Source organism: Pontibacillus marinus BH030004 = DSM 16465 (assembly GCF_000425225.1).
Lineage (GTDB): Bacteria > Bacillota > Bacilli > Bacillales > BH030062 > Pontibacillus > Pontibacillus marinus.
This window is the reverse complement of sequence record NZ_AULJ01000037.1, coordinates 17,919-30,170: the sequence shown is the minus strand read 5'-3', so window position 1 is coordinate 30,170 and position 12,252 is coordinate 17,919. Positions and strand designations below refer to the sequence as shown.

Genomic DNA, 12,252 nt, shown 5'->3' with positions numbered 1-12,252 from the left:
GTTCGATGAACTATGTAAAAAGCGTTCAAGAATTGATTGGCAAAACCCCTCTCATTGAGTTGACCAATGTCGACATCCCTGAGGGGGTTCGTATTTTTGCTAAACTTGAGTACTTTAACCCCGGAGGTAGTATTAAAGATCGACTGGGACAAAAAATGATTGATCATGCGTTAGAAATCGGGAAATTAAAGCGTGGTGGAACAATCGTTGAACCAACAGCAGGAAATACAGGTATTGGTCTAGCGCTTGCTGCAATTGGAAGAGGGTTTCAAATAATATTTGTTACTCCCAAAAAGTTCAGTGTAGAAAAACAAACATTAATGCGCGCTCTTGGAGCTGAAGTGATTAATACCCCAACTGAACTGGGGATGAAGGGTGCTATAGATAAAGCAAAGCAAATAACGGAAAACACACCAAATGCGTATTGCCCACAGCAATTTAATAATGATGCAAACCCTTTAGCGTATTATGAAACGCTTGGACCAGAAATCTATGAAGCACTGGATGGAAGTATTGATGTTTTTGTAGCGGGTGGCGGTACAGGTGGAACATTTGCTGGAACCGCACGCTATCTTAAGGAACAAAACATTTCTACAAAAACGGTTATCGTCGAACCTGAAGGCTCCATTTTAAATGGTGGTGAACCCGGTCCACACCGAACAGAAGGAATCGGGATGGAATTTTTACCGAGTTATATGGAACCCGATCACTTTGACGCCATTCATACGATTTCAGATGATGATGCTTTTCGTGCTGTAAAAGAACTTACAAGAAAAGAAGGATTACTCGTAGCGAGCTCCTCTGGTTCTGCTTTTGTAGCAGCTCTAAAGGAAGCTCAACATGCAAAGCCAGGAACCAATATCGTAACCGTCTTTCCAGATAGCAGTGAACGTTATTTAAGTACAGGGATATATGAGGAGTGATGATATGAGACGGAAGACAAAACTAATACATGGTGGAATTACCGGTGATGAGCAAACTGGTGCGGTTTCAGTACCGATCTACCAAGTAAGTACGTATAAACAAGATGGTGTAGGTCAGCACAAAGGGTATGAGTATTCTCGTACTGGAAATCCAACTCGTTTTGCACTTGAGGAATTAATTAAGGATATCGAAGGTGGGCATGCTGGATTCGCTTTTGCTTCCGGAATGGCTGCCATTAATTCCGTTTTAATGATGTTCAAGAGCGGCGACCATATTATTTTCACAGATGATGTGTATGGTGGAACGTATCGCTTACTTTCCAAAGTCTTGAATCGTTTTAACATTGAGGTTTCTTTTGTAGATACATCAGATGTTCAGAATGTAAAAAGCGCAATTCAATCGAATACAAAAGCAGTTTATGTAGAAACGCCGACAAATCCATTATTAAAAATTACAGATCTTCAGGCTGTTTCTGAACTAGCACAAGAGCATAATCTTACCTTTATCGTAGACAACACATTCAGTACACCGTATTGGCAAAACCCAATCGATCAGGGAGCAGATATCGTGTTACACAGTGCTACAAAATACCTTGGTGGCCATAGTGATGTTGTTGCTGGATTAGTTGTGGTAAATTCTCAGCAACTAGCAGAAGAGCTTCACTTTGTGCTAAATTCTTCTGGAGCCGTGCTTGGACCACAGGATTCTTGGTTATTAATGCGCGGTATTAAAACATTAGGGATTCGCATGGAAGAGATCGAATCCAATACAAGAGAGTTCGTATCCTTCTTACAAGAGCATCCTGAAGTATCCAATATCTATTATCCAGGCCTTGAATCGCATGGTGGTCATGATGTACACGCAAAACAAGCACGTGGTGGAGGCGGAATGATTTCATTTGACGTAGGAAGCTCAGAAAATGCTGATAAGCTCCTGCGAAACTTACGCTACTTTACGTTAGCTGAGAGTCTAGGAGCGGTAGAAAGTTTAATTTCTGTACCTGCTAAAATGACTCACGCCTCCATACCAAAAGAACGCCGAGCAGAACTAGGCATCACAGATGGACTTGTCCGCGTCTCCATTGGACTTGAAGATATCGAAGACCTAAAAGAAGACTTCGCACAAGCATTAAGAGGTTAGCTATCAAGCTAGCCTTTTTTTGGTGCCTTTTTTGGTGCCTGACCCCCGCTGTAGTAATGCGTTAAAGCAGTGGGGGTCAGGCACCTGAAAAAGCTGCTGTATTTAAGGTTAAATAATAAAATTTATTTAGTAAAAGTAAAATCAACATACATGTGTACGAGATTACCAAAATATAACTATTATTATAGAATGGTTCTTAACGGAGGTTTTTATAGATAGGAGGGAGTTAGGTGGAGACGTTTGGAAGAGGTTGTTTATACATAATTGTAGCTTTTGCGCTTTTATTTTTATTAGCTATCATTACACAAAGTCATATTAATATTCCGTGGATTATTGCAATTCCTCTAATGATCTTGGCGTTTTGGATTGCAAAAAAGAAAACAGATGAAAAAAATCAATAAGACTTACTAAACAAATACATAGAATAATTAGCCTGAAAAAAGAAGGGGCCATCCCCCTTCTTTTCCTTTACGATTTAACCAATATTGCTAAATAAGACATAGCGCGTTCTAAAGAGGTTTCTGAGATAAACTCTCTAGATTCATAATTCATCTCTCCACCAGCTTTGATTCTATCTAATTGTAAATCAGATTCTTTCATTAATAAGTTTAAATCAGCAGGTGAGTAACAACGAAGGTATTGAGTTACTTTACTTTCAGGCTCACCCTTTTGCCACCAAGTATCGATCATTTTACATCCCACAGGGTCAAAGTCATATCGTCTGGCGATATGGCCGATCTCCATCTCCTCTCCAGCAACTTTCGCCCAATACCAAGGTGTATAGATATCGATTAAAGCCATACCATCAGACTTCAACCATTGGGAGACACGATTTAATAATCGCTGTTGGTCTTCATTTGAACCGATTCCAAAACCATCCCAATAGCAAACCACATCAAACTGACCTGCTATATCCACCTTATAAAAGTCTCCGTATATAATATGGAGGTTTTGTTCTACCCCATGTTCAGAAGCAAGTTTTTCCATGAGGTTAATCGCTTTAGGGACAAGTTCAATAACCGTAACTTTATATCCTCGTTTGGCTGCAGCCACTGCAAATTGTCCACTTCCAGCCCCTAACTCTAAAATATGTTCAATAGGTTGGTCGCCATAAACTTCAAGCTTATCTACCAAATCTTCTCTTAAATCATTGAAGATGCCAACTGTTTCGGATTCAGCCCAACTAAACATCTTACCGTAAAACTCACGCGTCCATTCCATTTGAAGCACTCCTTTAGGTTATGAATTAGCTTGCCTATTGAGTAACTTCAGATATTAGTAATTCAAAACCCCCATGTGAATCCTCCTTTATAAAATTTACAGATAATTCAAGATATATGTTACATTTAACAAATACTCAAATCAACTTAAATTAGAAAATAGAAAAGGCGGCGGGAATATGGCTAAACACTTTATTAGTGGAACAATTTTATTATTATGTATATCAATCTTTTATTTAGGGTTTCAGTTGCATGGTGTAGCAAAAGTAGATAACAAGGCGGAAGCTGTTGAGCATGAAGAAGATCCCTCAAAACCTTCCATTCTGAATATGGAAAAGGGATTATGGACACTTGAGGAAGCTGCTGCTTATTTAAGCCTAACATCAAAAGAGCTTGATAAAATTATTGTTTCTCAAAGGTTAATACGAATGAAGCGTTCTTCATATCCCACTTATGATTATATTCCGTATGTTCAAATCAATGGAAAGTTCTATTTTAGTAAAACAAAATTAGATAAGTGGATTAAGCAATCGACCTATGAAGAAATAGGTGGGTAAAGGGAGGACACCATGGTCAAGTCTATTTAGCAGAAATGAATGGAGAACGACTAAGGTACCTTGGTTTAATAGAAGGTTAAAAGTATTCTTTTCTTCTCTTCTAAAACCTTCTCACACGCCATACACATAAAGTTGTGCTAAAATCTAATTAGACGTGTAAAAAGTTGTAAAACGTCTAATTTCAAAGATGTACTGCTGTTTTTACACATAAGGATTCATCAAAGAATCTTAGTGCGTGGAGCAATTTTTTGAAAGCGCTTCATCAATACTTATAGCAACATGGAAGCAGTATATTGGAATTATTATTCTAAGGAGGCTGTTAAACATGGTAGTACCTTACACACACGAACCATTCACTGACTTTTCTCTACCAGAAAATCGTCAAGCGATGGAAGAAGCATTAAAGAAAGTTGAGGCGGATTTTGGGAAAGAATATCCTCTTATTATTGGCGGAGAGCGCATCTACACTGATGACAAAATCACATCTTTTAACCCTGCTAACAAAGAGGAAATAATCGGGTATGTATCTAAAGCTAACAAAGAATTAGCTGAGCAGGCTATGAAGGTCGCGGACGATACATTCCAGTGGTGGCGTAAATCAAAACCGGAAATGCGAGCAGATATTTTATTCCGAGCTGCAGCTATTGTACGTCGTCGTAAACATGAATTCACAGCTCATCTTGTAAAAGAAGGCGGTAAGCCTTGGAAAGAGGCTGATGCTGATACTGCAGAAGCGATCGATTTCATGGAATACTACGGACGGCAGATACTTGAAATTAAAGACGGGGCACATGCTAATAGCCGACCTATTGAAAACAACCAATTCGATTACATTCCACTAGGTGTGAGTGTAGTATTCTCGCCATGGAATTTCCTTTTTGCGATTATGTGTGGAACAGCAGTAGCGCCGATGGTTTCCGGAAATACGGTTATTTTAAAACCCGCAAGCCTGACTCCAATCATTGCCTATAAGATGATGGAAGTATTAGAGGAGGCTGGATTACCAGCTGGTGTCATAAACTACTTACCTGGACCAGGTGCTGAAGTAGGGGATTATCTAGTTGATCACCCACGTACTCGCCTTGTTTCTTTCACAGGATCTCGTGAAGTTGGAACTCGTATTTATGAGCGTGCTGCGAAAGTTCAACCAGGGCAAAAGTGGTTGAAGCGCGTTATTGCTGAAATGGGTGGGAAAGATACTATCGTTGTCGATAATGAAGCAGATCTTGAATTAGCTGCAGAATCAATTGTTTATTCCGCATTCGGTTTCAGTGGACAGAAATGCTCTGCATGTTCACGTGTTGTAGCGCATGAAGATGTATATGATGACTTACTAAAGCGTGTTGTTGAGTTAACAGAAGAACGAGTTACGGTAAAAGATCCACACGATGGAAAAACATTTATGGGGCCTGTAATCGATCAAGGTGCTTATGATAAAATCATGGGTTATATTGAAACGGGGCGTAAAGAAGGGAAGCTAATGACTGGTGGTGAGGGAGACAACTCAAAAGGATTCTTCATTCAACCAACGATTATTGCTGACCTGGATCCAGAAGCCGTTGTGATGCAAGAAGAGATTTTTGGGCCAGTTTTAGGTTTTACTAAAGGGAAAGACTTCGATGAGTTGATCGATATTGCAAATAACACCGAATATGGTTTAACGGGAGCTGTTATTTCAAATAACCGTCTTCATATTGAGCAAGCTCGTGAAGACTTTATGGTAGGTAATTTATATTTCAACCGTGGATGTACAGCGGCAATTGTAGGCTATCATCCATTTGGTGGATTCAATATGTCCGGTACAGACTCCAAGGCTGGTGGGCCTGGATACCTTCTACATCATATGCAAGGTAAAACAACATCTGAAATGTTATAAAGTCATAAACCCCCTCTTTCTTCATAGATTAATTAGAAAGGGGGGATTTTGTACTATTTATAAACGAATTCATGTTAAGTGATTATTGCTAGCTAGCGCAGGGTGTACCCGTTTCTTATTAAAATCTTATAATCTACTGGAAAAACAATGAAATCTGAAAAACTTTGATTTAATTTTATTCGTTTTAGTCTATAAATATAGGCGAAAGTGTGTATATTGGACATATATAATACATGTTATGAATATTTATACGTACACTTACGATTATTTAAATTTTTTGAATGTTCGAATAATATTAATATGTTATAGTGTTTTTTGTATTTCCTAAGTGCATCGTCAATAATAATTATGATATTATTTTCTGAATTGAAGGAAAATTGTATGGCGATGTATAATTTATTCAAGTAAAGTGGGAAAAGGAGGATCTTAAATGGGAGAAGAATTTGCTCTTTCAGGAGCTACATGGTTTTGGTTATTTGTTCCAATGCCAATTTTAATTATTCTATCAACGATTACTTTATTTACTGGAAGGAGAGAATAGTACCCAATGAGTACTGCTACGTTAGTTACGTTTATTATTTATTTAATTGGAATGCTTTTAATTGGTCTAGCAGCTTATCGCTTGACTAGTAATTTATCAGACTATGTATTAGGAGGACGCCGCCTAGGACCAGGTGTTGCCGCATTAAGTGCCGGAGCATCAGACATGAGTGGTTGGTTGCTACTAGGACTGCCTGGAGCTATTTATGCTGGAGGTTTATCCAGTGCTTGGATTGGTGTCGGACTAGCTATTGGTGCCTACTTAAACTGGCAATTTGTTGCGCGTCGACTACGTAATTATACGGAGGTTGCCAACGATTCAATCACAGTGCCAGACTTCTTTGAAAATCGCTTCCGTGACAACTCGCACGTTTTGCGCGTTATCTCCGCACTTGTTATTTTACTATTTTTCACATTCTATACGTCTTCTGGTATGGTTGCCGGAGCAAAATTATTTGAAGCATCCTTCGGTTTAGGGTATGAACAAGCCCTATGGATCGGTGCTATTGTTATTATTTCGTACACATTCTTAGGTGGATTCTTAGCAGTAAGTTGGACGGACTTCGTTCAGGGAATCCTAATGTTCATTGCTCTTATCGCTGTACCAATTGTTGCTATTAGCGAACTTGGTGGATGGAATCAAGTTATGCAAACAGTAGGGGAAATCGACCCTAGCCGTCTTGATATGGTTAAAGGTGTTGGCGTATTAGCCGTTATTTCTTCTATGGCTTGGGGACTTGGTTACTTTGGTCAGCCACATATTTTAACGCGTTTTATGGCATTACGTTCTTCTAAAGATGTACCAAAAGCTCGTTTCATCGGTATGACTTGGATGATCCTTGGTCTTTACGGTGCTATCTTTACTGGTTTTGTTGGTTTAGCTTATGTAAGTGATGTTGCTAATGCTGGAAACTTAGCTGAATTTGGTGTGAAAGTTGTAACTGATGGTGGAGTTCAGATGTTAGATGACCCTGAGAAAATCTTTATTGCATTCTCTCAAATCTTATTCCACCCAGTCATTGCAGGTATTCTATTAGCAGCAATTCTTTCTGCAATTATGAGTACAATTGACTCTCAGTTACTTGTATCATCTTCAGCTGTAGCGGAGGACTTCTATAAAGCTATCCTTCGTAAAAATGCATCTGAACGTGAACTTGTTTGGGTAGGTCGTATTTCTGTAGGTGTAATCGCACTAATTGCTATCCTACTTGCTTACAACCCAGAAAGTTCAGTGCTTGGCCTTGTAAGTTATGCATGGGCAGGATTTGGAGCTTCATTCGGTCCAATAATCTTGCTTTCACTATTCTGGAAGCGTCTTACTGCACCAGGAGCGATCGCAGGTATTATTGTAGGTGCAGCTACGGTAGTTATTTGGAAACAATTAGGGACAGGGCTTTACGAAATTGTTCCAGGTTTCATTCTATGTGCACTAGTTGCTATAGTTGTTAGTCTTATGAGCCGTCGTCCAAGTAATGAAATCGTTGCTGAATTCGACCAAGCGAAAAATATGTAATATCTCTATTTCACATAAAGACCTCTTCTATTTAAGAAGGGGTCTTTTATTATGTATCCACTTTTAAAAAACATAAACATTTAAATAAGTAGGAATTTGACAGTTCTCATTCACATCTGTCTTCTTGATTGTTATACGGTAATTTTGGTATCATCATATATTATGTGATGTTCGATACGAATGGAGGTTAAACAATGTCACGCATTGATAAAGAACAAGTAAAGCACGTTGCTCATTTAGCGCGTTTACATGTTTCTGAAGAAGAAGCTGATAAGTTTACAAAGCAGCTAGACGATATCATCTCGATGGCTGAACAGTTAAATGAATTAGATACAGAGGGTGTAGAACCAACTACACACGTTTTAGATTTGAAAAATGTCATGCGTAAAGATGAACCGAAGAAATGGATTACGCAAGATGAAGCATTGAAAAACGCACCGGAAAAACAAGATGGCCAAATCCGAGTGCCATCCATTTTGGAATAGGAGGTACAACGCATGTCTCTTTTTGATCACAAGCTTTCAGAAATACAAGAGTGGCTACATAACAAAGAGATCTCCGTTAATGATCTTTTAGATGAAGCCTTTAAGCGTATTGAAGAAGTTGATGGAGAAGTAAAATCCTTTTTAACACTGAACGAAGAAGGCGCACGCGAGCGTGCAAAAGAACTAGATGAATTACGAGGCACGAAAGAAGGACGTGGCTTGTTATTTGGTATGCCGATCGCGATTAAAGATAACATTGTAACAAAAGGCTTACGTACAACCGCAGCAAGCCAGATTTTGGACAACCTATATGATCCTTTATACGATGCTCATGTTGTTCAAAAGTTAAATGACGCTGAATCTGTTACAGTTGGAAAGCTGAACATGGACGAATTTGCGATGGGTTCTTCTAACGAAAATTCCAGTTACTTCCCAACACGTAATCCATGGAACACAGATTATGTTCCAGGAGGATCTAGTGGTGCATCAGCAGCGTCTGTAGCTGCGGGTGAGGTTCCATTCTCCCTAGGGTCAGATACGGGGGGATCTATTCGCCAACCAGCAGCTTATTGTGGTGTTGTAGGACTTAAACCAACATATGGTCGTGTATCTCGTTTTGGTTTGATTGCTTTTGCGTCATCCCTTGACCAAATTGGACCTTTAACTCGTAACGTAGAGGATAACGCCTATATTCTTGAAACCATTGCTGGACATGACAAAATGGATTCTACATCTGCAAATGTTGATGTACCGAAGTACACGGAAGCATTAACAGGCGATGTAAAAGACCTAAAAATTGCTGTACCTAAGGAATACCTTGGTGAAGGTGTATCTGAAGAAGTTAAAACAGCTGTTCAAAATGCAATCAAAGAATATGAGAAGATGGGTGCAACATGGGAAGAGGTTACACTTCCGCACTCTAAGTATGCTCTATCAACGTATTACCTCATTTCATCTTCAGAAGCATCTGCAAACCTTGCTCGCTTCGATGGTGTTCGCTATGGTCGTCGTTCTGAAAAGGCAGAAAACATGCTAGACATGTTTAAGCTTTCCCGTAGTGAAGGTTTTGGTGACGAAGTGAAGCGCCGTATCATGCTTGGTACATTTGCGTTAAGCTCTGGTTACTATGATGCTTACTATAAAAAAGCACAACAAGTACGTACGTTAATCAAGAAGGACTTTGACGACATTTTCGAAAACTACGATGTGATCATTGGACCTACAACACCAACACCAGCCTTTAAAGTTGGCGAAAACACAGATGATCCATTGACGATGTATGCAAACGACATCCTGACGATTCCTGTTAACTTAGCAGGTGTTCCTGGTATTTCAGTACCTTGTGGCTTCTCTTCAGAAGGCTTACCGATTGGACTACAAATCATCGGAAAGCACTTTGACGAGAGCACAGTTTATCGTGCAGCGCATGCTTTTGAACAAGCGACTGACTACCATAAGCAACAACCGTCCCTGGGAGGTGCCCAATAATGAACTTCGAAACGATTATCGGAATTGAAGTCCACGTAGAATTAAAAACTGCATCGAAAATTTTCAGCCCGAGTCCGAATATGTTTGGTGACGAGCCGAATACAAACGTGAATCCAATCGACTTAGGGTACCCAGGTGTTTTACCGGTTTTAAATGAAGAAGTTATTAACTACGCCATGAAAGCAGCTATGGCTTTAAACTGTGATATAGCTACAGATACGAAATTTGACCGAAAGAACTACTTCTACCCTGATAATCCGAAAGCTTATCAAATTTCGCAGTTTGATCAGCCACTAGGTGAAAATGGATATATCGATATTGAAGTAGACGGCAAAACAAAGCGAATCGGCATTACTCGTCTTCATGTTGAAGAAGATGCGGGTAAACTTACGCACAGTGATGATGGCTATTCCCTAGTTGACTACAACCGTCAAGGTACACCACTTGTTGAGATTGTATCTGAGCCAGACATTCGCTCGCCAAAAGAAGCATATGCTTACTTGGAAAAGCTGAAGAATATCATTCAATATACAGGCGTATCGGATTGTAAGATGGAGGAAGGCTCTCTTCGTGCTGACGCAAACATATCCATCCGTCCAATCGGACAAGAGGAATTCGGTACAAAAACAGAATTGAAGAACTTGAACTCCTTCTCTTTTGTTCAAAAAGGACTAGAGTTTGAAGAACAACGTCAGGAAAAAGCATTACTTGCAGGCGAAGAAATCCTACAGGAAACTCGCCGTTTTGATGAATCTTCTAAGAAGACGATTTTAATGCGTGTTAAAGAAGGATCAGACGACTACCGTTACTTCCCAGAGCCGGACCTTGTTCCTCTATATATTAACGATGACTGGAAAGAACGCATTCGTGCTGAAATTCCTGAGCTTCCAGATGCTCGTAAAGAGCGTTATGTAAAAGAACTAGAGCTTCCAGAATACGATGCGATGGTTCTTACGAATAATAAAGATCTATCTGATTTCTTTGAGGAAACGATCAACGCTGGAGCTGACGTGAAGCAAGCTTCCAACTGGTTAATGGGTGAAGTATCTGCTTACATGAATAAAAATTACAAAGAGGTTCATGAACTTGCATTAACACCAGAAGGCCTTGCGAAAATGATCAAATTGATCGAAGACGGAACCATTTCTTCTAAAATTGCGAAGAAAGTATTCGCTGAGCTAGTTGAAAACGGTGGCGATCCAGAGAAAATCGTTAAGGACAAAGGTCTTGTGCAGATTTCGGATGAAGGACAACTTCGCGAGATTATCACAGGTATTCTTGATGAAAATCCACAATCCATTGAAGACTATAAGAACGGTAAAGACCGTGCCCTAGGCTTCCTTGTTGGACAGACGATGAAAGCAACCAAAGGTCAGGCTAACCCACCTATGGTTAACAAAATCATCTTAGAAGAGATCGAAAAACGATAGAATAAGAACATGTCACAAATGAGGGAAAGCACGCTTTTATGGCGTGCTTTTCTATGTGTTAAATACCTCATCATCGGAAATCCTATAAAAGGATTAAACTTTTCAAATAAAGGAAAAAGAAGTATGATGATGAAAGGAAATATGGCTTGGATGGGGGTAAGACCTATGAAGCGAGCACGGATTATCTACAATCCAACCTCTGGCAGAGAAGCCGTTAAGAGAGAGCTCCCAGAAATATTGCAACGATTTGAACAAGCGGGATATGAAACATCTACTCACTGCACCGTAGGATCAGGAGACGCGACACATGCAGCAGAAATAGCCGCTCAGCGAAAGTTTGATGTCGTCGTCGCAGCCGGTGGAGATGGAACCATTAACGAAGTAATTAATGGCCTTGCTGAAAATGAGCATCGACCAAAGTTAGGGATTATCCCTGTTGGAACGACAAATGATTTTGCTCGAGCAATTTGTGTACCGCGAAATATTAAAAAAGCGATTGATGTCATTTTAGACGACTATTCAAAAGAACTGGATATTGGACGGGTTAACGAACAATACTTCGTGAATATCGCTGGTGGCGGGAAGCTAACCGAGTTAACCTATGAAGTACCAAGTAAGCTCAAGACCATGCTTGGTCAATTGGCGTACTACTTGAAAGGGGTCGAAATGATTCCTTCCCTTAGACCAACTCATGTACAAATTGAGTATGATGGGAAATGGTATGAAGGGGAAGTTATGGTCTTTCTTGTATCCAATACAAACTCAGTTGGTGGCTTGGAAAAATTAGCTCCTGACGCTTATATGGATGATGGTATGTTTGATTTACTCATTATTAAGAAAGTAAATCTAGCTGAACTTATTCGCCTTGCTTCCTTAGCTATGAAAGGCAACCATATTAAGGACCCTAATGTCATCTATGCAAAAGCAAATCGTATAAAGGTTATAACAGACGAAAAAATGCAGCTAAATATAGATGGGGAATTTGGCGGATTATTACCCGGGGAATTTGTCAATTTATATCGCCACCTCGAATTTTTTGTCCCAAGAGATCGATGGGAGTAATAAAAAGAAAAAGTAGG

At 39.7% G+C, this 12,252-nt stretch carries 11 protein-coding genes; 10 read left to right on the top strand and 1 reads right to left on the bottom strand.

Annotated features, from left to right (window positions below; translation table 11 throughout):
- Positions 1-5 precede the first annotated feature (5 nt).
- The 3 genes from H514_RS0108595 (at position 6) to H514_RS24960 (ending at position 2,465) form a co-directional block, all read left to right on the top strand.
- On the top strand, positions 6-923 hold the full coding sequence (locus H514_RS0108595; RefSeq protein ID WP_027446598.1) for a PLP-dependent cysteine synthase family protein: 918 nt from the start codon (positions 6-8) through the stop codon (positions 921-923).
- Positions 924-927: 4 nt separating this feature from the next.
- Positions 928-2,064: a bifunctional cystathionine gamma-lyase/homocysteine desulfhydrase gene (locus tag H514_RS0108590; protein WP_027446597.1), complete on the top strand. Its 1,137-nt coding sequence runs from the start codon at positions 928-930 to the stop codon at positions 2,062-2,064.
- 230 nt (positions 2,065-2,294) lie between these two features.
- Entirely contained in the window at positions 2,295-2,465 is a 171-nt protein-coding gene (locus H514_RS24960) for a hypothetical protein (protein ID WP_169449752.1), read from the top strand.
- Between the two features lie 67 nt (positions 2,466-2,532).
- On the opposite strand, the gene H514_RS0108580 is transcribed toward H514_RS24960, so the two are convergent.
- Entirely contained in the window at positions 2,533-3,285 is a 753-nt protein-coding gene (locus H514_RS0108580; protein ID WP_027446596.1) for an SAM-dependent methyltransferase, read from the bottom strand.
- A 178-nt stretch (positions 3,286-3,463) separates the two neighbouring features.
- Between H514_RS0108580 and H514_RS0108575 the strand changes: the two genes are divergently transcribed.
- The 7 genes from H514_RS0108575 (at position 3,464) to H514_RS0108540 (ending at position 12,235) form a co-directional block, all read left to right on the top strand.
- Positions 3,464-3,841, top strand: coding sequence for a MerR family transcriptional regulator (locus tag H514_RS0108575; RefSeq protein ID WP_027446595.1), 378 nt, complete (start codon positions 3,464-3,466; stop codon positions 3,839-3,841).
- Between the two features lie 325 nt (positions 3,842-4,166).
- On the top strand, positions 4,167-5,717 hold the full coding sequence (pruA, locus tag H514_RS0108570) for an L-glutamate gamma-semialdehyde dehydrogenase (RefSeq protein WP_027446594.1): 1,551 nt from the start codon (positions 4,167-4,169) through the stop codon (positions 5,715-5,717).
- A 547-nt stretch (positions 5,718-6,264) separates the two neighbouring features.
- Complete coding sequence (gene putP / locus H514_RS0108560) at positions 6,265-7,770, top strand: sodium/proline symporter PutP (protein WP_027446593.1); 1,506 nt, start codon at positions 6,265-6,267, stop codon at positions 7,768-7,770.
- A gap of 194 nt (positions 7,771-7,964) precedes the next feature.
- Positions 7,965-8,255 (top strand): Asp-tRNA(Asn)/Glu-tRNA(Gln) amidotransferase subunit GatC, encoded by a 291-nt coding sequence (gene gatC / locus H514_RS0108555; RefSeq protein ID WP_027446592.1) that lies wholly within the window; start codon positions 7,965-7,967, stop codon positions 8,253-8,255.
- A 12-nt stretch (positions 8,256-8,267) separates the two neighbouring features.
- Complete coding sequence (gene gatA / locus H514_RS0108550; protein WP_027446591.1) at positions 8,268-9,743, top strand: Asp-tRNA(Asn)/Glu-tRNA(Gln) amidotransferase subunit GatA; 1,476 nt, start codon at positions 8,268-8,270, stop codon at positions 9,741-9,743.
- A complete protein-coding gene (gatB, locus tag H514_RS0108545; RefSeq protein WP_027446590.1) occupies positions 9,743-11,173 on the top strand; it encodes an Asp-tRNA(Asn)/Glu-tRNA(Gln) amidotransferase subunit GatB in 1,431 nt (476 codons plus the stop codon). The genes gatA and gatB overlap by 1 nt, the downstream gene beginning before the upstream one ends.
- A 165-nt stretch (positions 11,174-11,338) precedes the next feature.
- Positions 11,339-12,235 (top strand): diacylglycerol kinase, encoded by an 897-nt coding sequence (locus H514_RS0108540; protein WP_027446589.1) that lies wholly within the window; start codon positions 11,339-11,341, stop codon positions 12,233-12,235.
- Positions 12,236-12,252 lie beyond the last annotated feature (17 nt).